General features: G+C 72.0%; 23 protein-coding genes. 10 read left to right on the top strand and 13 right to left on the bottom strand.

Annotated features, from left to right (window positions below; all coding sequences use genetic code 11):
• Window positions 1-38: 38 nt before the first annotated feature.
• From ACIPK3_RS10855 to ACIPK3_RS10815, 9 genes are all read left to right on the top strand, one after another.
• Complete coding sequence (locus tag ACIPK3_RS10855) at window positions 39-299, top strand: hypothetical protein (protein WP_402568246.1); 261 nt, start codon at window positions 39-41, stop codon at window positions 297-299.
• A gap of 207 nt (window positions 300-506) precedes the next feature.
• Complete coding sequence (locus ACIPK3_RS10850; protein ID WP_402568245.1) at window positions 507-848, top strand: STAS domain-containing protein; 342 nt, start codon at window positions 507-509, stop codon at window positions 846-848.
• 24 nt (window positions 849-872) lie between these two features.
• Window positions 873-1,289 carry a DUF5994 family protein gene (locus ACIPK3_RS10845; RefSeq protein ID WP_402568244.1) on the top strand — a complete coding sequence of 139 codons (417 nt, stop codon included), beginning with the start codon at window positions 873-875 and terminating at the stop codon, window positions 1,287-1,289.
• Window positions 1,290-1,467: 178 nt separating this feature from the next.
• Window positions 1,468-1,806: a MerR family transcriptional regulator gene (locus ACIPK3_RS10840; RefSeq protein WP_402568242.1), complete on the top strand. Its 339-nt coding sequence runs from the start codon at window positions 1,468-1,470 to the stop codon at window positions 1,804-1,806.
• A gap of 229 nt (window positions 1,807-2,035) precedes the next feature.
• On the top strand, window positions 2,036-2,239 hold the full coding sequence (locus tag ACIPK3_RS10835) for a cold-shock protein (RefSeq protein WP_361245524.1): 204 nt from the start codon (window positions 2,036-2,038) through the stop codon (window positions 2,237-2,239).
• A gap of 238 nt (window positions 2,240-2,477) precedes the next feature.
• Window positions 2,478-4,022: a DEAD/DEAH box helicase gene (locus ACIPK3_RS10830; protein ID WP_402568239.1), complete on the top strand. Its 1,545-nt coding sequence runs from the start codon at window positions 2,478-2,480 to the stop codon at window positions 4,020-4,022.
• Between the two features lie 151 nt (window positions 4,023-4,173).
• The gene (locus ACIPK3_RS10825) at window positions 4,174-4,509 is read left to right on the top strand and encodes a hypothetical protein (protein ID WP_402568665.1); all 336 of its coding nucleotides are present in this window, start codon (window positions 4,174-4,176) and stop codon (window positions 4,507-4,509) included.
• A gap of 29 nt (window positions 4,510-4,538) precedes the next feature.
• Window positions 4,539-4,826, top strand: a complete 288-nt coding sequence (locus tag ACIPK3_RS10820) for an SCO5918 family protein (protein ID WP_402568238.1) — start codon at window positions 4,539-4,541, stop codon at window positions 4,824-4,826.
• Between the two features lie 235 nt (window positions 4,827-5,061).
• Window positions 5,062-6,066, top strand: a complete 1,005-nt coding sequence (locus ACIPK3_RS10815) for an NAD-dependent epimerase/dehydratase family protein (protein WP_402568236.1) — start codon at window positions 5,062-5,064, stop codon at window positions 6,064-6,066.
• A gap of 21 nt (window positions 6,067-6,087) precedes the next feature.
• Here the strand turns inward: ACIPK3_RS10815 and ACIPK3_RS10810 are convergent, their stop codons facing one another.
• The 8 genes from ACIPK3_RS10810 to ACIPK3_RS10775 all read right to left on the bottom strand — a co-directional run bounded on the left by ACIPK3_RS10810 (window position 6,088) and on the right by ACIPK3_RS10775 (window position 17,028).
• A complete protein-coding gene (locus ACIPK3_RS10810) occupies window positions 6,088-7,350 on the bottom strand; it encodes a mannosyltransferase family protein (RefSeq protein WP_402568234.1) in 1,263 nt (420 codons plus the stop codon).
• Between the two features lie 39 nt (window positions 7,351-7,389).
• Entirely contained in the window at window positions 7,390-8,679 is a 1,290-nt protein-coding gene (locus ACIPK3_RS10805) for a glycosyltransferase family 39 protein (RefSeq protein WP_402568232.1), read from the bottom strand.
• Complete coding sequence (locus ACIPK3_RS10800; RefSeq protein ID WP_402568231.1) at window positions 8,676-9,833, bottom strand: dolichyl-phosphate beta-glucosyltransferase; 1,158 nt, start codon at window positions 9,831-9,833, stop codon at window positions 8,676-8,678. Before ACIPK3_RS10800 ends, ACIPK3_RS10805 begins: the two co-directional genes overlap by 4 nt.
• 52 nt (window positions 9,834-9,885) lie before the next feature.
• A complete protein-coding gene (locus ACIPK3_RS10795) occupies window positions 9,886-10,341 on the bottom strand; it encodes a hypothetical protein (protein ID WP_402568230.1) in 456 nt (151 codons plus the stop codon).
• Between the two features lie 11 nt (window positions 10,342-10,352).
• Window positions 10,353-10,868, bottom strand: coding sequence for a SigE family RNA polymerase sigma factor (locus ACIPK3_RS10790; protein ID WP_402568229.1), 516 nt, complete (start codon window positions 10,866-10,868; stop codon window positions 10,353-10,355).
• Window positions 10,869-11,017: 149 nt separating this feature from the next.
• Complete coding sequence (locus ACIPK3_RS10785) at window positions 11,018-12,988, bottom strand: YncE family protein (protein ID WP_402568227.1); 1,971 nt, start codon at window positions 12,986-12,988, stop codon at window positions 11,018-11,020.
• A gap of 112 nt (window positions 12,989-13,100) precedes the next feature.
• The gene (locus tag ACIPK3_RS10780) at window positions 13,101-13,757 is read right to left on the bottom strand and encodes a transcriptional regulator (RefSeq protein ID WP_402568225.1); all 657 of its coding nucleotides are present in this window, start codon (window positions 13,755-13,757) and stop codon (window positions 13,101-13,103) included.
• A gap of 265 nt (window positions 13,758-14,022) precedes the next feature.
• Window positions 14,023-17,028, bottom strand: a complete 3,006-nt coding sequence (locus tag ACIPK3_RS10775; RefSeq protein WP_402568224.1) for a BTAD domain-containing putative transcriptional regulator — start codon at window positions 17,026-17,028, stop codon at window positions 14,023-14,025.
• A 264-nt stretch (window positions 17,029-17,292) separates the two neighbouring features.
• On the opposite strand from ACIPK3_RS10775, the gene ACIPK3_RS10770 reads away from it, so the two are divergent.
• Window positions 17,293-17,625: a helix-turn-helix transcriptional regulator gene (locus ACIPK3_RS10770; RefSeq protein ID WP_402568222.1), complete on the top strand. Its 333-nt coding sequence runs from the start codon at window positions 17,293-17,295 to the stop codon at window positions 17,623-17,625.
• Between the two features lie 130 nt (window positions 17,626-17,755).
• Here the strand turns inward: ACIPK3_RS10770 and hisC are convergent, their stop codons facing one another.
• The 5 genes from hisC to ACIPK3_RS10745 all read right to left on the bottom strand — a co-directional run bounded on the left by hisC (window position 17,756) and on the right by ACIPK3_RS10745 (window position 24,460).
• Entirely contained in the window at window positions 17,756-18,871 is a 1,116-nt protein-coding gene (gene hisC / locus ACIPK3_RS10765) for a histidinol-phosphate transaminase (protein ID WP_402568220.1), read from the bottom strand.
• 396 nt (window positions 18,872-19,267) lie between these two features.
• Window positions 19,268-20,626: a hypothetical protein gene (locus ACIPK3_RS10760; RefSeq protein ID WP_402568218.1), complete on the bottom strand. Its 1,359-nt coding sequence runs from the start codon at window positions 20,624-20,626 to the stop codon at window positions 19,268-19,270.
• A 114-nt stretch (window positions 20,627-20,740) separates the two neighbouring features.
• Window positions 20,741-22,009: an MFS transporter gene (locus tag ACIPK3_RS10755; protein ID WP_402568217.1), complete on the bottom strand. Its 1,269-nt coding sequence runs from the start codon at window positions 22,007-22,009 to the stop codon at window positions 20,741-20,743.
• Window positions 22,010-22,050: 41 nt separating this feature from the next.
• Window positions 22,051-23,322: an ATP-grasp domain-containing protein gene (locus ACIPK3_RS10750; RefSeq protein WP_402568216.1), complete on the bottom strand. Its 1,272-nt coding sequence runs from the start codon at window positions 23,320-23,322 to the stop codon at window positions 22,051-22,053.
• Between the two features lie 43 nt (window positions 23,323-23,365).
• Complete coding sequence (locus ACIPK3_RS10745) at window positions 23,366-24,460, bottom strand: hypothetical protein (protein WP_402568214.1); 1,095 nt, start codon at window positions 24,458-24,460, stop codon at window positions 23,366-23,368.
• Between the last annotated feature and the right edge of the window lie 4 nt (window positions 24,461-24,464).

Here is a 24,464-nt window from a genome sequence, read left to right as displayed (position 1 = left end):
GGTGCAGGTTCGTACCCGTCGCTCGCCAGGAGGTCTGTATGGAGCATGAGGCCTTGCCCTCCGATGAGCATGCCGAGATCCGCATCGTCGCCGCGCGGCCGGAGGTCGCCCGGCGCGTGGCGGAGGTCCTGCGTCACTGCTTCGCCTCGACCGAGCAGCGCAGTTATCCGGCCGGACCCGAGGGAGGGACCCGCCTCCATCTCACCCTCGACACCAGGCACGCCGCGGAACCCGCACGGTCCTGGCTGGCGACCAGCGAGTCGAGCGAGCAGGCACAGGCGCACTCGGACGAGGTGTGAGACGAGTGTGAACCGCGGGTGTTCCGGTGTACCGGTGTGGCCGGTGTGACCGCTGATGTACCCGGGAACATGATCGGCCCGCTTCTCCGCGATCAGGAGTACGGTGAGCGCACCGAGAGCTTCTCGCGCAACGCGACCGGCGGTGCCGTTCCCGGCGAGTGACGCGACGGGCGGCCCTCTCCTCGGCTCCCCGGACGGGACCGCGCGATGGAACCCAGCCCGCGTATCGTCCGCGCGTACGGCGAACTGGACGCGCAGACCGTGGCACCGCTGGTCCGCGGTCTGGCCGAGGCTCGCGCGGGCCGGTCGGGACCTCTCCATCTCATCGTGGATCTGAGCGCGGTGACCTTCACCGACTCCAGCGTCCTGACGCCACTGAACGAGGCGTGGTCCGACTGCCGTGCGCGGGGCGGCTGGATACGTGTCGTCGACGGCGGCCACACGACGGACCGGGTGCTCCGCCACACCGGCCTCCTAGGCCGCTTCCCCGTCTACGCGACCGTGCTGGACGCCTGGGAGGGGCGGACGGCCGCCGCCGACCGATCGTGACCGGACCACTCGACAGGACACCTCATGAACGATCGGCCACGGCCCCCTGCCCCGGCCCTGCCCCTCCCGCGTGTGTTCCTCGCCCCCGAGAGCCCCGTGCCACGCCTTATCGACGGCGCCTGGTGGCCGCGCGCCTTCGACCTTCCGGCGGAACTACCGCTTCTGCTCCCGGGGCTGCCGCGTGGCTGGGGCCAGGTGGTGAGCGTCCTGGTGAACGGCGCGGAGTGGACCGGGGCACCGGGCCGCATGCTCGTCCGCGGCCGGGCCGTACGGCTGCGCAGGACGGCCACGGCGCACACGCCGAGCACCGTCGTGCTGATGGTCCCCGGCCACGGGCGCCGGGACCTGCTGGTCGTGCCGCCGGAGGCGACGGAGCGGGCCGCCGAGTCGCTGATGTCCGCGGCGGGGCTGACGCCGGAGCGGGGCTGCTTCGCGAGCTGAGCGGGCGGGTCCGGCACGAGGCGCTCGGCGCCCGGTACGCATTCCTGTCGCCGCGGGGCCAGATCTCCGGGCCCGACGGAGATAGGGTTGCCGCACGACACGGATGGCGCCGAACCCCCTCGGAGACCGGTGCCAGGCCCGCCCGGGCCCCTTGCCGCGTCCCCGAAACGAAGGTGCTATGCCCGCTGAGAACGCCCCTGGCGCCGGCAACCTCGACGACGACGACTACCCCGCCTACACCATGGGGCGGGCCGCCGACGTTCTCGGTGCCACCCCCGCCTTCCTCCGGGCCGTCGGTGAGGCCGGTCTCATCACCCCGCTGCGTTCGGGCGGCGGCCACCGCAGGTACTCCCGCAGCCAGTTGCGCATCGCCTCCCGCGCCCGGGAACTGGTCGACCAGGGCACCCCCGTCGAGGCCGCGTGCCGCATCGTCTCCCTGGAGGACCAGCTCGACGACGCCCTCCGCCTGAACCGGGAAATGCGCCGAGAGCTGGACGGGCGCGGCACGGATACCTAGTCCCGCCGGTACAGAAACACTGTCTTCGACGGGACGCGAACCGCTGGACACCGCCGAATACGCATGGCCGTTTGGAAGCGACCTGTGTTAGCGTGATACCAGTTGCAGTTTTGGTTGCCAGAGATTTTTTCTTTGCAAAGCTTTCCGGATCTTTCCGGAGGGGTGATCATCGCGGCGACTCGGCTCCGTAAAGTGCGGAGTCGGCACTGCCCCCCAAGGGAGATTCAATATGGCATCTGGCACCGTGAAGTGGTTCAACGCGGAAAAGGGCTTCGGCTTCATCGAGCAGGACGGTGGCGGCGCTGACGTGTTCGCCCACTACTCGAACATCGCCACCAACGGCTTCCGCGAGCTTCAGGAAGGCCAGAAGGTGACCTTCGACGTCACGCAGGGCCAGAAGGGCCCGCAGGCCGAGAACATCGTTCCCGCCTGACGCTGACGCGAAACAGTCGCGAGCCAATGGCTCGCGCATCAATGTGGCTGGGGCCCGCGCTCTTGGGGTGCGGGCCCCACTCATTTGTCCGATTTCCGGATCAACGACAGCCCGGCTCCGTGTTATCGAGAGCCCCGGCTATTCGCTTTTTTCTTCCGGCTCATTCTTGTGATTCCTCGCACGGCCCGCCCGCCGCTGGACGAATTCCTCGATACGCCGCATCGAGGAAGGTTCCCCCATGAACCGCACCCGCCGAACCGGCGGCAGTTCCGGCCGCCTCCGAACGGACCGCAATTCCACGCGCACGACGGGCTCGACGGGCTCCGCCCGTGGCAGCCGCTTCCGGACGCAGGAGCGTAAGAGCGGCCAGCGCGCCCGCTCCGCCCCGCGCCCGCAGGAGTTCGCCCTGCCCGTCACCCTCACCGAGCCGCTGCCGGCGGTCGAGACGTTCGCCGAACTCGACATGCCCGAACAGCTGCTCGCCGCGCTCCGCGCCGAGGGCCTGGCCGTGCCGTTCCCGATCCAGGCAGCCACGCTGCCGAACGCGCTGGCCGGCCGGGACGTCCTGGGCCGGGGCCGTACCGGCTCGGGCAAGACGCTCGCCTTCGGGCTGCCGATGCTGGCCCGACTGGCGGGGCAGCGCGCTCAGCCCCTGTGCCCGCTCGCCCTCGTCCTCGTACCGACCCGGGAACTCGCCCAGCAGGTCACCGACGCGCTGACGCCCTACGCACGCGCCCTGCGGTTGCGGCTCGCCACCGTGGTGGGCGGCATGTCGATCGGCCGTCAGGCGAGCGCACTGCGCGGCGGCGCCGAGGTCGTCGTCGCGACGCCCGGCCGCCTCAAGGACCTCATCGAGCGCCGGAACTGCCTGCTGGACCAGGTCGCCGTCACCGTCCTCGACGAGGCCGACCAGATGGCCGACATGGGCTTCATGCCCCAGGTGACCGCGCTGCTCGACCAAATCCCCACCGGTGGGCAGCGGTTGCTGTTCTCGGCCACCCTGGACCGCAACATCGACCTCCTGGTGCGCCGGTACCTCAACGACCCGGTCGTGCACTCGGCCGACCCGGTCGCGGGCGCCGTCACCACCATGGAGCACCATCTGCTGCACCTGCACGACGCCGACAAGGACACCGCGGTGACCGAGATCGCCGCCCGTGACGGGCGAGTGATCATGTTCCTGGACACCAAGCACGCGGCGGACCGGCTGGCCAAGCGCCTGCTGTCCGTCGGAGTGCGCGCCTCGGCCCTGCACGGCGGCAAGTCGCAGCCGCAGCGCAACCGGACCCTCGCCCAGTTCAAGGACGGACACGTCACCGTCCTGGTGGCCACCAACGTCGCCGCCCGCGGCATCCACGTCGACGACCTCGACCTCGTCGTCAACGTCGACCCTCCCGGCGACCACAAGGACTACCTCCACCGCGGTGGGCGTACCGCCCGGGCCGGCGAGTCCGGCACCGTCGTCACTCTCGTGCTGCCGCACCAGCGGCGCGCGGTGGACCGTCTGATGGCCGACGCCGGCATCACCGCGAGCAGCACCCGGATCCGTCCGGGCGAGGAGGAACTGCACCGCATCACCGGTGCCCGGACCCCCTCCGGCGTGCCCGTCACCCTCACCGTGCCGGTCACCGAGCAGCGCGAGGGCAGTGGATCACCCTCCGGCCGGGGCCGCAGGCGCCGCTCGGGCGGCCGTGACGGGAGCGGCCGGACCGCCGCCGACCAGGGCGGAAACGGCCGGACCGCCGCGCGAGGACGTCGCTCCGCCCCACGGAACAACCCGTAGCCCGAACACGGGGACGCGCTCCCAGCGGTCAGGACGGCACATCGCCCGTCCTGACCGCCCCGACGAAGAGGAGAAGCCCTTGACCCCGTTCACGCTCCGACCACGACAGGCCCACGGTGTCGGCGGCACCGGTCTGACCGCCCGCGACGCCATGCTCGCTCCCGGACCGCAGGTCGACGACCACATGGCGGTCGACGTGGCTCTCTCCGTACTCATCGGCGCCCGCGTCCCCCACCTGCTCCTCCGGGACGAGGACGGGCGGTGCACGGGACTGGTCACCCGGGACCAGCTCTCCGCACACCGCGGCGGCTCCTGGTACAGCGACCGGACCCGGCTGCGGGACATCCCGCTGGACCGCGGACCGTTCACCTCCTCCGTGACCGCCCTCGGCGAGGCCGAGGACGCCATGCGGGGCCGCACACTGAACGCTTCTCCCGTGATCGACGAGCACGGGTACGCCCTGGGCGTCCTCGCTCTCGCCGGCTGACCACCACCCCGTCCCCTGCGGAGGCATCCATGCGCTGTGTCATCGCCCGATTCCCCTTCGACCTGGTCAAGAGCGAGGTCGAGCAGTCGATGAGCGGTATCACTCCCGAACCCTTCACCGGCGTGTCCGTGACGATCGGCCGCCGTGTGTACTCCGTGATGCAGGTCGGTGAGGTGATCACCCGGCAGAACCGCCGCGACTTCACCTCCGGCGAGATGCGCCGGGCACTGACCCGCCTCGGCTTCACCTGCCACGACGCGCGCCCGGTGCCGCCGACCGAGGACACCCGGGCCGACGAGGGCTCGCTCGGCTGGTGAACCCTGGGTCGCGGGCGACTCGTGCCCGGTTCACGGGTTGGCGGGCCGAGAACGTGGCACCCGTCCTGTGAGCGGGCCGGACACGCCAACCGCCGCGTCCCGTGGGGACCCGCGGTTCGGCAGTGAGCCGCGAACCGCACGAGGCCGGTACGGCCTGCTCCTCCGGTTGTCGCCGCGTGGGCTGCCCGGCGGCAACCGGTGCGTTCCGGGGTGTGTGCCCGGCCGGTAAGCCGTGGTGACAATCGGCGACACGATGCTGTGGGACGCCGAGGGGGCAGTTGTGCGACAGGTCCTGGTCACCGGAGCCACCGGAACGGTGGGAGGGCCGCTGGTCCACCGGCTCGCCGCGGCGGGCCACCGCGTGGTCGCACTGTTGCGCTCGCCGGACGGCGCCGGGCACACGCTGCCCGCGGGAGTGGTCCCGGTACGGGGCGACCTCACCGACCCGGCCTCGCTGAGGTCGGCGCTCGAAGGATGCGACACGGTGTTCCACACCGCCGGGCTCGCCGAGCAGTGGCTGGCGGACCCGTCGGTGTTCGACCGGGTCAACGTCCAGGGCACCCGGCACCTGGTGGAGGCGGCGCTCGCCGCCGGCGTGGAGTGCTTCGTGCACACCAGCACCATCGACGTCTTCGAGCGCGCTCCGGGCCGCCCGTTCGACGAGTCGCGGCTGGAGAGCCGGCCGCTGGCCACCGCCTACGAACGCACCAAGCAGGACGCCGACCGCCTGGTCGCCGCCGCCGTCGCCGAACGCGGTCTGCCCGCGCGGTTCGTGCACCCCTCCGCGGTGTACGGGCCGGGTCGCGCCGACGCGACACTGAACCTCGCACTGGCGCAACTGGCCCGCAACCAGGTGCCGATGCTGCCGCCCGGCGGCATGCCGGTCGTCTTCGCCGAGGACGTGGCCGAGGGCCAGCTTCTCGCGGCGGGCGCGCCGGTCGGCTCGCGGTGGATCCTGTCCGACACCTACCTGACGATGCGTGAAGTCGCCCGGGCCGTGGCGGCCGCGGTCCCCGGAGCCAAGGTCCCGCCGACCATGCCCGCACCGCTCGCCCGCACGGTGGCCGCGGTGGGCGAAGGCGTCTCCCGGATCACCCGGCGCCCGCCGCTGCTGGCGTCCGGCGTGCTGCACTTCCTGCGCTCGCACTCGGTTCCCGACGCCACCGCCGCCCGCACCCGCCTCGGCTGGACCGCCACCCCGTTCGACAAGGGCCTGGAAGCGACCTTCGCAGCGCGCTGACGGCACGCCGCGCGGATCGCCTCAGCCGGTCCAGCGGCCCGAGGTGAACGTCACCGCGAGGATCACCATCAGGGGGGCCACCACCGCGACATAGGCCTCCTTCACCCACGGGCGGCGCAGGCTCCAGTGGGCGAGGCCGGTCCACAGGGGCCACCAGAGGAGGGTGGCGCGGGGGATGGACTGGTACCAGTACGACGTTCCGAGGGCCCAGAGGTTGAGTGCGATGTATACGGCCTCCGGCCAGCGGCGGCGCAGCAGGAGGGATCCCAGCAGCAGGACACCCACCGTCATCGCGACCAGCTCCAGCTGGAACTCCCAGGCGTAGCCGGTGGTCTGGAGGTGGTGGAAGGCGCTGTTCCAGGTGTTCCGGAACGCTTCGGCGGGTGTGTGGAAGTCGCGGTACCAGCCGCGTTCCTCCGCGTGCTTCCAGGCCATCCAGTCGCCGGTGTTCGCATACAGGTAGAGCGTGTAGGCGGCGGCGGGTACGGCGGGCAGGGCGCACCAGGGCAGGGAACGCCACAGGCCGCGTCCGCGGTGCCCGCCCCGGGCGGCCAGGACGCACTCGAGCGCGATCGCGGCGGCCAGGAACAGGCCGCTGATCCGGGTGGCGGTGGCCAGGGCGGTGAGAACGCCCGCCACCGCCCAGCGGCGGTTCTTCGCCGCCAGCCACGCGGGCAGGGCGAACGCCAGGAAGAGGGATTCGGTGTAGCCGGCCGCCAGGAACACCGCGGCGGGCGACAGCAGCAGGAAGGCCGTGGCCCGCCGGCCGGCCAGGGCGCTGTCCGGCCGGTCCAGTCCGGCGATCCTGGCCAGGGCCACGACGGCCACCGCACCGCTCACCAGGGAGATCAGCAGACCGGCCACCACCCATTCGCCGGTGAGGGTGTGCACGGCGCGCAGCAGGAGCGGGAAGCCGGGGAAGAAGGCCACCCGGTTGTCGGACGCCGGGGCGACTCCCGGGAAGGGGCCGAAGTAGCCGTACTCGGCTATGTGCCGGTAGTGCGTCCAGTCCCACTGCTCCCAGCGGGACAGCCAGGAGGCGGGGTGCTTCGTGTCGGACCCGGGGGGCAGCAGCCAGGCGGTGCAGTAGGCGACGAGCCACAGGCCCAGGCGCGTGAACAGGTAGAGGCGGAGCGCCCCGAGGTCCGTGGGGGTCAGCCGGTTCCGCACGGGGGCCGGGATCCGCAGGGCGCCAGGAATCCGCAGGGAACCCGGGATCCGCACGGAACTCGGGCTCCGCGAGGAACTCGGGCTCCGGGCGGGAGCGTGCTCGGTCGTGGTCATCGGGCATCCCTTCCTGGGCGGCCGGTCGCGGGACGCCGGTTACGGGACGCCGAGTTCGAAGAGGCCGTAGCCCGCGTACGAGCCGGACGCCAGGGCGGCGATGCCCAGCAGCGTGAGCTGGAGGGGCAGGCTCAGCCGGCGCAGGGCGACGGCCAGCGGGAGGAACAGCGGGAAGAGGGGGAGCAGATAGCGGGAGACGTTGCCGAATATCTGCTGGCTGCCCAGGACCAGGATCAGGGTGAGGACGGTGTAGACCAGCAGTACGGCCGGGGGGCGCCGCCGGATCAGCAGCGGGAGGGTCGCGAACGCGAGCAGTACGACGCCCACGCCGATCATGTCCGCGAAGGGCCAGGCGAAGAGGTAGTCGGAGTGGCCCACCGGGACGGAGGTGAGGACGTCCAGGGTCTGCCGGCCGTAGTCCCACTCGTGGGCCCAGGCACCGGACTGGAGCTTGAAGTAGCCGCCGTAGTCGCCCATGCGGTGACCCACCCAGACGAGATAGGCGAGCAGGCCGAGGGGGGCGACGGCCATCGCGGCCAGCGGGCGCAGGACGCCGTCCCGGCGGCGGTGCAGCGCGAGCAGGGCCGCCACGCCCACGGCGGCGATCAGTGCCGCCGCGGTGGGCCGGTTGAGCCCGGCCACACAGGTGAGGAGACCGGCGGTGAGCCAGCGGCGGCTCAACACGGCGTGGCAGGCCCAGGCGGCCAGGGCCACGTAGAGCGAGTCGGAGTAGACCGCCCACTCCACGCCGGAGCCGGGCCAGACGGCCCAGAGTCCGGCCGCGGCCAGCCCGGCCCGGCGGTCGGCGAGGCGTTCGGTGACGGCGTAGATGCCCAGGGCGGCGGCGAGGGACGCGACGACGGAGACCAGCATGCCCGCGCCGTACAGGCCGAGGCCGGTGAGCTCGGAGACCAGCCGCGTCAGCGCGGGGTAGAGCGGGAAGAACGCCGCCGAGTTGCCTTCGAGCGTGATCGGTCCGGTGGCGCCGGGGATCGGGATCAGCTGGGGGTCGTACCCGTGTGCGGCGATCTGCTGGTACCACCAGCCGTCCCAGCTGGCGAGGACGTCCCACGGATGGGCGCCGCCGCCGAAGCGAGAGGGCTTCGTGCGGTAGTCCCCGGCGGAGTGCAGCAGCCACATGAAGGCGGCGAAGCCGATGAGCTTGAGCGTGCCGTACACGGCCAGTACGGGGCCGTAGCGCCGCGCGTGCCGGTACGGGGTGTCGGTCGGGGGGCCGGTCACGGTCGTGTCGGTCACGGTCGGACCCGTCGCGGTCCGGCCCGTCACGGTCCGGCCCGTCACGGTCGTACGGGCTGCGGTTCCGGTCATATGCGGGACACCCGCTCCCGCAGGACCCGGGGTGCCCGGAAGGCCCGGCAGGCTCCCAAGGCCCGAAGGAGCGGGAACCGCAGCAGCGGCGCCAGGTTGGCGGCGAGGAGTACGGCGAGTTCGGCGGCGTACCCGGCCGAGGGCGCCGCGTGGTGCAGGACGACGAGCGATCCGGCGGTGAGCGCCAGGCCGGTCAGGAGGCCGAGCGGGCCGCTGCCCCGGTGGCGCAGCACACCGGCGCAGACCAGCAGCGCGAGCCCGTTGGCGGCCTGGGGTCCCGCCGACGGGCGCAGTGCCGCGTAGAGGGGAAGGTGGGCGAGGACGCGTGCGGCCACCGCGGTTCCCGCGGCGGCGAGGCGCCGGTCGGGTGCGTGGCCGTCGCGGAGCGCGCCGGCCGGCGGTGGCGTGGCCAGCAGTCTGGCCACGCCGCGCAGGTCGGCCAGTGCGGTGGCGAGGATGTCGACGCGGCTGTCGGGGTCGTCCACCCAGTCGACCGGCACCTCGTGGATGCGCAGCCCGGCACGCTCGGCGGTCACCAGCAGTTCGGTGTCGAAGAACCACTCGGAGTCGCGCACGAGCGGCAGCAGCCGCTCGGCCACGTCACGCCGTACCGCCTTGAATCCGCACTGGGCGTCGGTGAAACGCACGGCGAGCACGGAGCGCAGGAGGGCGTTGTAGCAACGGGAGATGATCTCCCGCTTGAGGCCGCGTACCACCCGGGAGCCGGGGGCCAGGCGGGTGCCGATGGCCATCTCGGAGTGACCGGAGAGCAGCGGGGCCACGAGCGGCGACAGCGCCGCCAGATCGGTGGACAGGTCCACGTCCATGTAGGCGAGCACGGGCGCCGGTGAGCGGGTCCAGGCGGTGCGCAGCGCCCGGCCGCGGCCCTTCTCGTCCAGCCGGAGCCAGTGTGCCTCGGGCAGTTCGTCGGTCAGCCGGGCGGCGATCCGCGGAGTGCTGTCCGTGCTGGCGTTGTCGGCGATGGTGATGCGGAACGGATGGGGGAAGGTCGCGCGCAGATGGGCGTGGAGCCGCCGGACGCTCGGCTCCAGGTCCCGCTCCTCGTTGAACACGGGCACGACCACGTCGAGGACGGGGTCCGTACGGTGCGTCGGCACCGGCTCCGTCAGCTCGGGCGACCGTCGGTTTCTCATGTTCTGTCCTTGTCCATGACCTGCGGCGTCCATGACCTGCGGCGTTCATGACCTACGGCGCGTTCCGCGCGGTCGCCGTGCTCGACGGCGGTGGCGGGGCCGAGGTCGCCGGGTCGCCCGTGGCCCCCGGCGGAAGCCCGGTGGCGGGGGGCGTGGGCGTGGGCGAGGTGCCCGGGGCGTACGACGTGGCAGAGGTGGCCGGGGCGGACGGCGGGGCGGAGGCCGAGGGCGAACGGGACGGGGGCGGAGAGGGGTTCGGGGACGGGTTCGTGGCGGGCAGCGGGCGTGGCCCGCTCGGCTCGACCCGGGTGTGGTGGCCGGGCACCAGGTACAGCCCGGCGCCGAGACCGGCGACGACCAGGACGGAGCCGACGGCACGCCGTGCGGCTCGTCTGCGGCGGCGGACACGCACCCCCTCCCAGATGCGTTCCCGGTGCTGCGGCTCGAACGGTGCGGGTGCCTCGGAGTCCCGCATCATCCGCGTCAGCTGCCGCTCGAAGTGATCCATGGGGTTCTCCTTCACAGCGCCGGCTCGTTCGTGTCGGCCACATCGACCAGGAGCTGCCTCAGCCGCGCCACGCCGCGTGCGGCATGGGACCGGGCCGTGCCCACCGGGCATCCGAGCGCCGCCGCCACCTGTCCCTCGGGGAGGTCCTGGTAGTAGCGCAGCACCACCGCCACCCGCTGCTTCGGCGACAACCGGGCCAGCGCGGCCTCCAGCCGGGAGCGTTCCGCCACGTCCGCGGACACGTCGCCGGCCATCGCCGCCTCGGGCAGCCGCTCGACGGGGCGTTCGCCCCACCAGCGGCGCTGTCCGGAGCGTGCCGCCGCGCGCACCATCACCTTGCGGACGTACGGCTCGGGCGCCTCGTCCGCGACCTTGGGCCATACGAACCAGAGCTTGACCAGGGACTCCTGCAGGAGGTCCTCGGCCCGGTGCCGGTCCCCTCCGACGAGCAGCCGGGCCAGGTGGACCAGCACCGGCCAGCGGGCAGCAACGAACTCGTCGAACTCACGGGCTCGGCCCTGCTCCATCCGCACTGTCCCTGTTCTCGCCGGTCGCCTACACCCTGTAGAAGGCACTGGCACGCCCCCCACGCTGCACATGGGGGGCGTGATCTGGGTCACGGAACCGTGTGTTCCGGTATCGGCATCGGGACGGGACGCGCCGGGTCGGGCCGGGCTCAGCGGGTGAAGGTGAAGTACTTCCAGGCGCCGTGGGTGGTGGAGTTCACGGTGTCGCCGGAGGAGCCGTCGATGTACGACGAGCGCATGCGGGCGCGGATGCCGGACCTGCCCGGTGCCTCCAGGGTCACCCCCGACCTGCCGTTGGAGGCCAGGGCGAAGTACTCGGAGCCGCTGTCGTACCAGGAGCCCCGGTAGTACACCTGGAGCTGGAAGCGCTGCTTGCGGCCGCTGTAGTAGTTCATGGTCGTGGTGAACAGCGGGTCGGTGTTCTTGTGGAAGTAGTAGTACGTCGTGGAGCCGATGCGGCCCGTCCGGTAGTGCTTCGAGACGGCGGTGGAGATCCTGGCCTGTGCGTACCCGGTCGCCTTCACGGTCCTGGCGGCGTAGCGTCCGTCGCCCGCGAAGACGGCGGTGACGTCGGTGTCACGGGTCATCTCGACGGTCGCCGACAGGTTCCCGCTGGAGTTGACCTTGGCCGTCTTCAGCAGCTTCCTCGGCTTGTCGGAGCCGAAGGGGTCCGCGTAGAGGGCGACGGTGCGGTTCTTGTAGGTCGTGCCGAGGTGCGCGGTGAACGTCACGTGCTTGCCGTACGCGTACAGCTTGCCGTTGTTGTTCAGGGTGAGCGCGGCCGCCTTGCGCGAGACCGTCACCACGTCGGCGCCGGAGGCGGGGGCGTGGGTGGCGTCGCCCGGGTAGAGGACCCGGTAGGTGACCTTGCCGCCGGCGGGCGGGGTGTCCGTGAAGGAGAAGGTGCCGTCCGCCCCGGTCCTGACGGCGGCCAGCGCCCTGCCCCGCGGCGACTCGACGTCCGTGCGGGTCACCTTCAGGGCGGTACCCGCGGCGACGGGCGTCTGCGCGGTCAGCCTGCCGGTGACGGTGAGCTTCTTGGCGCGTTCCGCCTTGGCGGGGGCCGACACCGTCAGGGCGGGCAGCTCCTTGGTGGGGTCGGTCAGGGTGCGCAGGGTGAAGACCTCGCGGGTGTTCACCGAGACGGCGAAGACCCGGCTCGCGTCCGGCGCCCAGGCGAGAGCTCCGTCGACGAGGGTGTCGGCGCCGCTGCTGTCACCGGTGTTGGGGAAGTCGTACTGCCGCACCGGCGCCGTTCCGGCCGGCCGGTACACGTGCACGTCGGGTTCGTACCAGGAGAAGCTGCCGCCCGCGACGCTGCCGTCGGACGCGACCCGCACGGCGTTCGGGTACGCGTCGATGGCGTAACCCGCCGCCTTGGAGAGGTCGGTGGCCGAGTAGGCGCCGATGCCGTAGCCGAAGTCGGGGTCGCCCCACGAGGTGAGGACCCGGCTGCCGTCGGGCGTCAGGTCCAGCTGCTTCACGGAGGTGTCCATGCTGCCCTTGGTGCGCAGCTCGGCCCCGTCGGCCGAGACGTCGTACACGGCGAGGTCGCCGCCCTCGCCCGCCACCAGGACGCCCGGGACGGCCGGGTCGGAGGCCAGGAACGGGCCGTCGGAGCCGAAGAAGCCGACGTCGCCCCGCTGGGCGAGGTGGACGACGGGTTCGGCGCCGGAGACGTCGAGCGAGCCGATGTCGGTGCCGTAGCCGAACCAGACCCGGCCGTCGACCACTTCGAGGTCGCCGGGAGCGGCGCCGACCGGGTAGCTCGCGGACTGGGTGTACGTCGCGGTCTCCACCGAGACGATCCGCCCGGCGTCCTTCACGGCCGCGTACACCTGCCCGGAGTCGGCGGACAGCGCGAGGCCCTTCACTCCCGGGAGGCCGGTCAGCGTCGCCTTGACGGTGCCCGCGTAGTCGGTGACGACGATCTGGCCGCTCGCCGGGTCGGAGAGGTAGACCCGCTGGTGGGCGCCGTCCACGACCATGTCGCCGACCGACTTCACCGGCAGGATCCTCGCGGAGTCGGCCGCCGCCGGACCCGCCACACCCGCCACCAGAGCCGCTGAACCGAGAACGACCGCGAGTGCCGTCGCGGTCGCGATGCTGCGCCTGCGCACAGTGATCCACCCCCATGGAAGAAGCCCGGTGCTCACCGGGCGCACGCAGCGTATGGCATGACAGCGACAATTGCGGGTGGATAAATCCGGGGGCCGAGCGGGACCCGCTCGCTCAGGAGGTCTCTTCCGTTCCCTTCCTGACCACCGCGAGATCCGCGTACAGCCCGGAACGGGACATTCCCAGGCGTTCGGCCACCCGGGAGGCCGCGCCGCGGACCCTGAAGATGCCGCGTTCGTCGAGGGAACCGATCAGGGCCAGGCGTTCGGTGCGGGTGAGGGCCGGGAGCGGCTTGCCGAGGGACAGTTCCCGGGTGCGGATCACGGCGTCGACCACGTCGTCGAACTCGTGGGCGAAGGTCGTCCTGGGCAGTTCCACCGGGCCGGAGCCGGACAGCGCGGTGAGGATGTCGCCGGCCCGGCGCAGCGCGGTCACGTCGATGTTGACGCACAGGGCGCCGAACAGTTCGCCGCGGGCGTCGCGCAGCGGCATGGTGGAGGACTTGACGACGCGTCCGTCGGAGGTGCGGGTGACGTAGTTGAGGTCGTTGGCCGCGTCGGCGCCCCGGGCGAGCATGGCGAGACCGATCTCGCTGAGCGCTCCGCCCACCCGGCGGCCGGTCACCTCGCCGGAGACGGCCACCACCGAGCGCTCGCCCCGCCGGTAGTCGTGCAGGACGACCTCGCAGGTCGGACCGAAGGTCGCGGCCAGGCCCTCGACGACCGGGGCCAGCGCCGCCAGGATCGCGTCCTGGGACGGGTCGTCGCGCATCCGCGCCTCCTCGGTCTCCTCGGCCCTGAGCGGTCCCCGGCTGGATCCGAACGGTACGGCAGTCTGGGAACCGAACGGGAACGTGATCGACCAGAGTAGTGGCGCGATCGCAGGGAGCGAGCAAGGATCGAGCAAGCCGCGAGCGAGGGGGGCAACACCAATGGGGAAGCAGTCAGTGCAGTCAGTTCGCATGCGTATGCGCAACGGGTCCGACGCGGGGCCCAATTTCGTGGAGCGGCGCCCGGCCGGGGAGTAGCCAGGTGCGTCAGTCCGGCCATCGGCAGTCCTCCGGGACGCCGATGGCGTCGAACAGGTCCCGGGCCGCCGCGTGCGCCTCGGCCGCGGTCTCCGGGTCACCCATGGCCTGGGCCACCGCCGCCACTCCAGCCTGCGCCCGCGCCATCTCCACGCGTAGATCCATGGCGGCGGAACGTTCGTAGGCGCTGCGGTGCAGGCGCAGCGCCGCCGTGTGGTCGTGGCGGCGGCGGTGTATCCGGCCGAGGACGTTCTCCGTCTCCGCGCGCCGGATGGCACCGCTGACCTCGACCAGTTTCCGTGCCTGGGCGGTGCAGGCGTCCGCGTCCGCGGCGCGGCCGAGCCGCTGGTAGGCCTCGGCCCGGTAGGCGAGCATCAGGCCGACGGTGCCGGGCTGGCGGAAGCCGTCGGACTCGGCGGCCAGGTCGGCGAGTTCGCGTACCGCCCGGTCGGGACGGCCCATGCCGAGGTGGGCCACGGCGAGTTCGGTGCGGGCGTAGAGCTCGTGGTCCCGTTCGCCGAGCAGCCGGTCCAGACGTACGGCGCGCAGGGCGGTCTCGGCCGCCTCGGCGTACCGGCCCAGACAGTTCAGCGCGGAACTGCGGTTGGCGAGCGCCTCGGCCTCCTCTCGGCGCAGGGCGTGCTCCCGGTTCAGGGCGAGGGCACGGTCCAGATGCCGCAGGGCGTCCTCGTACTGGCCCAGGCTGGAGTAGCACATGCCGATCCGGCCGAGGCAGGCGGCGACACCGCGCGGTTCGCCCTCCCGTTCGGCCATGGCCAGTGCCTCGTCGAGCTGGACCAGGCAGCCGCGCAGATCGCCCATCTTCCACAGCGCGAGGCCCAGGTTGGTCAGGCTGATGCGCAGCAGCAGCGGATCGTCCAGCCTGCGCGCGGCCCGCACCGCGAGCACCTGCACATCCCGGAACTCCGTCCACCAGCCGCGCAGGTTGAGGTAGAAGGCCAGGCCCCGGGGCAGATAGGCGGCGTGCAGGTCGAGGCCGACGTCGAAGGCGAGCTGGGCGGCGTCGCGCAGCGCCGGGTACTCGGCGTCCAGCCAGCGCAGCGCCGCGCGTTCGGAGTCGAGCACGGGCAGCGAGGCGGTCTCCTCGGGCAGCGTGACGGGGTGCCGGGTGCGGCCGGGGAAGAGCAGGTCGCAGGCGCGTTCCAGGGTCAGCAGATAGTGGTCGAGGAGCCGCTGGACACTGTCCTCCTCCCGGTCGGCGAGGGTGCCGCCGCGCAGGTCGCGGGCGAACCAGCGCACCAGGTCGTGCAGCGTGTAGCGGCCCAGGGTGTGCTGTTCGAGGAGGTTGGCGTCCAGCAGCTCCTCCAGGACCGCCTCGGCCTCCTGCGCGTCCGTGCCCAGCAGGGCGGCCGCGCTGTGCACGTCGAAGTCGGCGCCCGGGTGCCAGCCGAGCAGCCGGAAGGCAGCCCGCTGGGATTCGCTCATCGCCCGGTACGACAGCTGGAGGCTGGCCGCGACGCTGCGCTCGCCCACCCGCAGCTCGGTGAGGGTCCGGGCCTCCGACCGCATCCGGTCCACCAGGTAACGCACGGTCCACTGCGGGCGGTTGCGCAGCCGTGCGGAGACGATACGCAGCGCCAGCGGCAGACCCGCGCACATGCCGGCCAGCAGGGTCCGGGCCTCGACGTCGTCGCGGTCCTCGCCCAGCACCCGGCCGAGCAGCTCCATGCTGTCCTCCATCGACAGACTGCCGACGGAGAACCACTCCGCGCCGTCGATCTCCACCAGCCGGGTGCGGCTCGTGACGATCGTCGCCGAGTCCTCGGTGCCGAGCAGCAGCGGCTCGACCTGGGCGCAGTCCCGGACGTTGTCGAGCACCAGCAGCAGCCGCCGGTTCGCGGTCACCGAGCGCCACAGCGCCCGGCGTTCGGGCAGGCTCTCCGGTATTCGGTCGCTGGGCACGCCCAGGCTGCGCAGCAGGTGGTCGAGCGCCTCCAGCGGGTGCAGCGGCGTCTGGCCCGGGGTGAAGCCGAGAAGGTCGAGGAAGAGCTGGCCGTCGGGGTAGCGCTCGGCGAGCCGGTTGGCGATGTGCACCGCGAGCGCCGTCTTCCCGCTGCCGCCCATGCCGTCGATGGTGATGATCCGGCGGCCGTCGGCGACGGCCGCGAGGATCCGGCGGACGGTGTCCTGACGGCCCGTGAAGTCCGGCAGGTCGTAGGGCAGGGTGCAGCGGACGGTGCCGGGCTCCGGTACGGGGCCGTGCAGTCGCGGGGTGGCGGGCGCCTCGGAGAGTTCCGGGCTCTGCCGGAGGATCGCCTCGTGCAGCTTGGCGAGCTGCGGGCTGGGGTCGGCGCCCAGTTCCTCCACGAGCAGCCGCCGTACCAGGGCGTACTCCTCCAGCGCGTCGGCGTGCCGGCCGGTGCGGTACAGGGCGGTCATCAGCAGTTCGCGCAGGGACTCGCGCAGCGGGTGGGCGTCGACGTGTTCTCTGAGGTAGGGGGCCAGGCCGTCGAGGCCGCCCGTGTCGAGGCGCAGCCGGGCGTAGTGCTCGACGGCGGCCAGGCGCATCTCCGTCAGGACGTTCACCGGGATGTCGATCGTCTCGCCGTCGAGGCCGTCCAGCACCGGGCCGCGCCACAGGTCGAGGGCGGCGCGCAGTTCGGCGGCGGCGTCCTTCTGCCGGCCGGCCGTGTGGGACTCGGTGGCCGAGCGCAGCAGTTCCTCGAACTCCCTGAGGTCGAGCTGGTCGGCGGTGACCACCGCCCGGTAGCCGGCTCCGTCGGTCCGCAGCAGGTCGGCGCCGCCCGGGAGGGTACGGCGCAGGGTGGAGATGGTCTTGCGTATCTGGTGGGCGGCGGTGGACGGCGGTTCGGTGCTCCACACGGCTTCGACGAGCCGCGCGACCGGAACCGCGCGGTTGTGGGACAGCAGCAGGAAGCCGAGGACACGTTCGGCCTTGGTGCCGCCCAGGGAGACGCGGCTGTCCCCGGCCCAGCACTCCAGCGCGCCCAGCACATTGAGGCGTACGGCCGGTCTTTCCCCGACGTACTCCATGACTCCCCCCTCTTGTCCGACGTCGATGCAGGCCGGTCCATCAGTGGCCTGGTCAATGCCCCCGTTCTGGAAGAGTAATTGACCGGTATCCGATCGGGACACGGGCAAGGCAGCCTGGTTGCGGGGACGGGGGAGGAAACACATTCGTGGCGAATTATCGCCGCCCAAAGCAGTCCAAGTCGAACGGATTCTTTACCGATCAGAGGAGGCGGGCGGGTCGTCCCGCGTGCTAGCGGGCACCGCCGGCCTCAGGGGGGTATTTCTTTGACGATCGCCGACATATCCGTGGAGCGGGCCCGGCGCCAGGGGGGCGCCCGGTGCGGCACGAGCGGTCCGGCCCTCACCGGGCGGGAGCGCGAGGTCCTGGAACTGCTGGCCGCGGGACATCTCGACGAGAGCATCGCGCGACAGCTCAACATCTCGGTACGGACCTGCCGGCGTGTCATCGCCGCGCTGATGGACCGGCTGGAGGCCCGCAGCCGATTCCAGGCGGGCGTCATCGCCGTGGCGCGCGGCTGGATGGACGCTCCGTCGCCGGGCGGGCCGGTACGGCGGATTTCAGCCGACCGATTGGGGGTAATCAACGCGCCCTGTTGAGCCCGTTCTCCACGACGGAAGATGGTTTAAGACTTAACCGGCGGCTGAAATCGTTCGATGGTTGTCGGGCCGGAATGGATAACCTCCGCACACAGAGCAAATCCGGGAATGCCTCAGCCGGGCACCGGGGTCACGCGCCCGCGGCACCCGTGGTGAATGCCGTCGCCGGGAATGCCGTTTCGAAGGCGACGGCGGCCGTGAGGAAGGCGTCGTTCTGTGCCTCCGAGCCCACGGTGACGCGTACGCCGTCCCCGGCGAACGCGCGCACGACCACCCCGGCCCGTCCGCAGTGCTCGCCGAGGCCCACTGCCCGGTCGCCGAGCGGGAGCCACAGGAAGTTCGCCTCGCTCGGCGGCACGGTCCAACCCCGCCCGGTCAGCGCGGCGCGCAGCCGCTCGCGCTCGGCGACGGTGGTCTCCACCCGTCTCATCAGCTCGTCCTCGGAGCGCAGCGCCGCGACCGCGGCGGCCTGGGCGACCGCGTTCACGCTGAACGGGAGATACGTCTTGCGCACGGCCTCCGCCACCAGTGGGTGCCCGGCCATGAAGCCGACCCGGAGCGCGGCGAGGCCGTACGCCTTGGAGAAGGTCCGCAGCACCACCACGTTGGGCCGCCCGGCGGCGAGTTCGAGGCCGTCGGGCGTACCGGTGTCCCGTACGTACTCGCGGTAGGCCTCGTCCAGGACGACCAGACAGTCGGCGGGCACCCGGTCCAGGAACGCCCGCAGCTCCGCCTCGGACACGACCGTACCGGTGGGGTTGTTGGGGTTGCAGACGAAGACCAGCCGGGTGCGGTCGGTGAGAGCGTCGGCCATCGCGGCGAGGTCGTGCGTGCCGTCTTCGCGCAGCGGTACCTCCACGGGGGTGGCACCGGTGAGCCGGGTGAGAATCGGGTAAGCCTCGAACGAACGCCATGCGTAGAGGACTTCGGCACCGGGCTCGGCCACCGCCGCCAGCAGCATCTGCGCGACCCCGACCGAGCCGCAACCGACGGCGATGCCCTCCTCGGGGAAGGCGAAACGAGCGGAGATCTCCGCGATCAGGGCGGCGCAGCCGTTGTCCGGGTAGCGGTTGACCCGCAGCGACTCCTTGACGATCGCGTCCACGACCGCGGGCGGCGGACCGTACGGCGACTCGTTGGCCGCGAGCTGGTGGAGGGGGCCGGGCAGGGCGGAAGGGGCCTTGCTGGGGCGGTAGCTGACCATACGGTCGAGGACGGAACGGAAACGGGGGGTGTCCTGAGCCATCTGCTGACTGCTTTCTGCGGGGCGGCGGGGGGCGGGGGCGGGCCACCCGCCGAGACGGCGTACGCGATTCGACGAGGGCGAAGAGGGTGGAGAGGGTGGAGAGGGTGGAGAGGGAAGGGGGCGGAGAGGCGGGACGGCCGGGAAGGCGGAACCGCCGGAAGGCCGGACCGCCGCGCCGCCGGAAGGCCGGAAGGCCGGAAGGCCGCCAGACCAGCCAGACCAGCCAGACCGCCAGACCAGCCAGACCGCCGGAAGGCCGGAAGGCCAGACCGCCAGACCGCCAGACCGCCGCGAAGGCCGGACCGCCGCGAAGGCGAGGCGGCCGGACGGCGGGCAGGAGGCCCCGGGGGGTGGTGCCTCCTGCCCGGTGTGCGTGGGCCGGTGCCCTCGGGGGCGTCAGGCGGTGGGGGCGGAGAGTTCGGTGAGGGCGGGGCCGGAGTGGATGCCGTGCGCGCGGTTCATGACGACGTCGCCGAGTCCGGCGGCGGTGGCCCGGACGTTGGCGCCGCCGTAGCCGTTGACCACGGAGAACATGCCCCACAGCAGGTTCCAGGGGCGCAGTTCACCGTTCTCGTCCGGGAACAGCTCGGCGGTGGGCCGCACCCGGCGCTGGAGCACGTGCGGCGTGTCCTGGGCCGACTCCAGCTGTCCGCGCCAGTCGTCCTCGGTGAGATCCGGGGTCCAGCCGAGCACCACGCCCCGGTTGCCGTACAGCGAAGTCGGCTTGAGGACGAGGTCGGCGCGGTGCTCGACGGCGTAGTCGAACAGTTCGGCGCGCTCACCGTTCTCCAGGGTCACCGGGCCCTGCCGGACGGTCCGGGTCCAGGGCAGCAGACGGTCGATACTGGCCGACTGCTCCGGGGTGAACAGCCCCCGGTTCTCCTCGTCCGAGAGCATCGACAGGGCGCCCTTGCTGGCGTACGCGGCGGTGTCGAGCGGCGTGAAGATCTTGACCTCGCCGCGTTCGGCGGCGCCGAGGAGCGGGTCGAGGATCTCCGGTTCGTCGGTGATCTGGGAGATGGCGAAGGTGCGGAAGACGATGTCGACCGGCTTGTCCGCCAGCCAGACCCGGCCGCCCCTGACCTCCAGCTGCCCGACGTGACACGGGTGGGCGTCCAGACCCAGCTCCTGCCAGCGCACGGCGAGTTGGCGCATGTAGCGGATCTCGTTGTCGAAGTAGCTCGGCCAGTCGGTGAGCGCCACCACGGGGCGGTCGCCCGGCGCGAAGCCCGACTCGGTGAGGATGTTGTTCACCTGCTCGCGCAGGGTGTCCACATAGCCGAGGTTGTGGTCGGCGGCGAAGGCGGCGAGCAGCGGGTGCTCCAGGAGGCCCCGGGCGATGTCGGCGTTGTCCATGCCTCCGATCGAGCTGCCCATGTTGAACTCCAGGAGCTTGAAGGCGCCGTCCTGGAGGTACAGGTCGGCGCGCGCCTGGCGGGTCATCCCGGTGCCCCGGGCCCGTGCGGCCACCGCGGCCTGCGGCCCGGTCAGGCCGGCGGCCAGCGCGAACGCCGTGAAGTCACCGCCGTACAGCTTGTCGGGCAGGCTGCTCAGGGCGTCCATCACATTGCGTACGTCACCGAAGGCACGCTCCCGTTCCGCGTGCCCGAGAAACGCGGGCCGCGACAGGAACGTCCCCTTGTAGAAGGCGGCGAGCATCTCCGACTCCGTCAGTCTGCCCACCAGTTCACCCGCCTTCGCACCGCTCTCGGTCACCCGGCGCAGGTATTCCGCCGTCAAGGACACGCGGTCCATGTCATTTCTCCTTGGGTCGTGTGGGCGTGGGGCGGGGCAGCACCACGACGACGTCCGCCGGGCACCGGGCGAGGTGCTGTCGGCGGCCGTGCGGCGGCGCTTCGGTCGCGGTGCTCAACTGGCCGCCGGTTGCGGGGTCTTGTCGGCGGGCGCGGGCGGCTCGAAGTAGACGGCCTCGTGCGGCAGCGAACGCTCGGTGAGCCGCAGTACCAGGGCGCCGAGCAGTGCCGTCGCCGTGATCACCAGCCACGGCAGCCTGCCGTCCACCGCGACCAGGGAGGTGAACAGGGTGGGCGCCAGGGCCTGGGCCAGCGCCCAGGAGGACTGGTAGGCCGCCAGGTAGCGGCCGCGCAGTTCGGCGGGGGCGGCGGACTGGGCGAGGGTGCTCGCGGCCGGGCTGTGCACGAGCTCGGCGAAGGTGGCGACCACCACGCAGGCCAGTACGACACCCATGGCGACCGTCGAGTTGTGCGGGCGGACCGTGCCCAGCACGATCTGCCCCGCGAACGCGGCCACGAACAGCCCCACCCCGGCGGCCGCCATCCGGTTGCGGGTGCTGAAGCGGCGCCGGGCGAACGCGGCGACCGGCACGCCGAGGGTCGCGCACAGCAGGGTGTTGACGACGAACGAGCTGCCGATCAGGCCCTGGGGTATGTGCAGCCAGTCGGTGGCGAACACCGGGATCAGGATGGTGAGCGAGGTGTAGCCGATGGCGATCGACAGGTTGGCGAGGGTGAGCGCGAGGAACGGGCGGTCCTTGACGACCAGCCGGTAGCCGCCCTTGCGGGTGGCCCGCTTGCGCTCGACGTCCGGGCTGGGCGGCGTGCGGGTGGCGAGCACCGCCGCGGCCACGAAGCTGACCGCGTTCAGCCAGGCGGCGGCCACATAGCCGTGGTCGCCCATGGTCGCGATGATCACCGAGGCGATCAGGGTGCCGCCGCCCAGACCGGCGTTGCCCAGGCTGCGGGACAGCGCCTGCATCCGGTCCCGGTCGGTGCCCGTGAGGAGTTCGGCGAATCTCGCCTGGAGTGTGGAGGGCGCGGCTCTGGTGCCCGCCGCGGTGACCAGGGCGAGTACGGCGAACAGGGCCAGGTTGTGGGCGAGCGGGTAGAGCGCGAAACCGAGGGCGCGCAACAGGTACAGGACGATCAGTACCTTCAGGGCGCCGAACCGGTCCACGGCGGTACCGCCCAGCGGCAGCGCGGCCATGGCGATGAGGCTGGTGACGGTGAGCACCAGACCGATCTGCGCCAGTGGCAGGTCGGTGACGTGCTTGAAGAAGATCAGGTTGAAGGGGACGTACATGCCTGACCCGGTCGCGTCAATGGCGATACCGGCGATGAGCGCACGCTCGCCTTTGAAGCTGGGGCGCAGAAACGACATTTTGCTGGTCTCCAGGGAGAGGAATCGCGAAACGGCCGGCGCTACGGGGCGTCGTTCGCCACGAGAACGTCGTAGAAGCCGGGCCCGTCCAAGTAGCGCGCGGACACGCAGTCGCGGGCAACGGCACTTTCGGTCTCGTGTGCCAGGAAGACCCGCAGCGGGAAGGTCCAGTCGTCGACGGAACGGTGGACAGGATCACCGGGGTTGACCCGGAACACCGCATCGTGGAAGCTCTCCAGGCCTTTCAACTCGGCCAGTTGGGGATAGCCGCTCAGCGTGCCCTGCACGGGCGAGACCATGTTGACGATACGGGCGTGCTTCAGCAACTCGTATGAGGATTCCCAGCGTTGGGCGAACCGCTCGGGGAACGCGTACGCGTCCACCGTCCAGTCGAGCTGACTCTCGCCGATCGCCGCGCCGGTGGGCACATGAACGTCGGCACCGCAGATCCGGGCGCCGGTCTCCACCAGCCGCGGCCCCTTCGGGGTGAGCTTCAGCTCGGAGTGCGCGGGACCGTTCCGGATGCCCAGGGCGTCCAGGACGAGCAGGGTGTGCTCGACCAGTGCGTCCTGCTCGGAGCCGTGCCGGGGCAGCAGTTCCGCGCCGGCCGGCAGGTCGCGTACACCGTTGGCGCTGATGTGGTGCATCTTCCAGATGTCGGTGACACGGTGCCTGCCGTCCAGGCTCACCGTGTTCACGATGTACTCGTTGCCGACCAGGTACTCCTGAGCCAGCACCGCCTCGTTGTGCTGGCCCAGCACGCTGCGGGTGCCGATCAGCTTGGTGAAGGCGGAGCGGACCTCTTCGGCGGTGTCGCAGAAGAAGACGCCGTCGTTGCCCGCGCTGCTCACCGGCTTGAGGACGACCCGGCCGCCGTCGCCGCGCCCGTACCAGTCCAGGAGGGTGTCCAGGTCCGCGGCCAGGAGCTGTCCGGTGGCCGGGACCCCGGCCTGCCGGACCGTCTCGATCATGCGGAACTTGTCCCGGCGGGTGGGGCTGAGCGCGGTCCCGTTGGCCGGCAGGTCGAGGAGTTCGCTCAGTTCGTCGGCGAGCATGACCGCCCGCTCGATGCCCGGCAGCAGACCGACGGGCGCGTACGCGGCGAGGGCGGCCGCCGTCGCGGCCACGTCCCCGTCGTGCACGATCTCGGCGGCGAAGTCGTCCGGGCGGAAGCTCGACGCGTAGACGCCGGGGATCTCCGGCGTGCTCCGCACATGGACGCACGTGACACCGCGCGCCCGGAACAGCGGGGCGAGGCAGCGGGCGCTGGCGAAGGCGTCCACGAGAACGACCACGCGATTGTTCGAAGTCATATGTCTTCCCACCGTGGGTTGCTGGACGGTCACTGGACGGGCGTCACGCGCCGACGATCTCCACCGGGTCGCCGAACCGCATCAGCGGGCGGTACGACATGGCCCGGGTGTGGCGCATCGTGCGGAGGATCGCGATCGCGCTCTCGGCGGACTCGTCGACCTGGATGATCGACTGGTCGTCGCCGACCAGCGCCGCGGTGACCACGATGTGCCGCTCGATGTCGTGCAGGTCCGCCTCGAACAGACCGTCGCGGACGATCGCCAGCTCCGGATCGGCCACGGCCACCTTGGCGAACGGCTCGGTCTGGGTGGTGGCCAGCTTGCGCATCGCCTTGCGGAACGCCTTGTGTTCGGGCTGCGTGCGGCCGGTGAGCGCGGCGGGCACCGCGGGCGGGTACATGGTCGGCCGGACCAGGGCGTCGTAGCAGGGCGCCGACATGTCCCCGGAGTGCATCATGGCCGCGGTGAAGCCGCGCACCAGGACGGACGCGTCCCGGAAGGCGGCCACCGCGGTGTCCCGGTCCGTGTCGGCGAGCGCGGCGACGGCCCGGGTCACGGCGTGGGCGGCGGCGAGGTTGAGCACGAAGTAGAAGTGGTGGGTGATGACCCAGCGGGTCAGCTCGCCGCGGTCGACGCGCGGCGAGAAGTCCCGCGCCGGGGTGTGCGCGGCGGGGGTTCCGTCCTGCGGGGAGGCCGGGTCCAGTCCCCTGAGGATCAGGATCATGGCGCGGACCTCGGCGGCCTGGTCGTTGAGGTCGAGCCGGGCGCCGCGCAGGTCGGCGACCGTGCGGGCGATGATCGTGGATATCTCGGAGACCCGGTAGGCGTCGTCGACGTCCGCCGTCCGCACGCCGAAGTAGTCGTGGTTGGGGACGATCGGCTCCAGGACCGAGGTGTCCATGGGGGCGACGCGGGCCGTGACGGCGAGTTCCTCGGTCCGGGCGATCGCCGCGTCCAGTGCCTCGGTGAGCGAGTCGTCGGCGCCGGCCGGGGCGAGCAGCCCGGTGTGCAGGCCGCCGAGCGCCTCGACGGCGGCCGCGAGCGCGGCGGCCACCGGGGCGGCGGGGCGGGTCAGGCAGTGCACGACGTTGTTCGCGGGGAGGACGACGATCGGGAGGTCGGGGCAGGCGGGGGCCATGGCG

Origin of the sequence: Streptomyces sp. NPDC086787 (assembly GCF_044745865.1) — a bacterium.
GTDB lineage: Bacteria > Actinomycetota > Actinomycetes > Streptomycetales > Streptomycetaceae > Streptomyces.
Note: the sequence above shows the minus strand (reverse complement) of the source record. Positions and strands in the feature narration are given on the sequence as shown.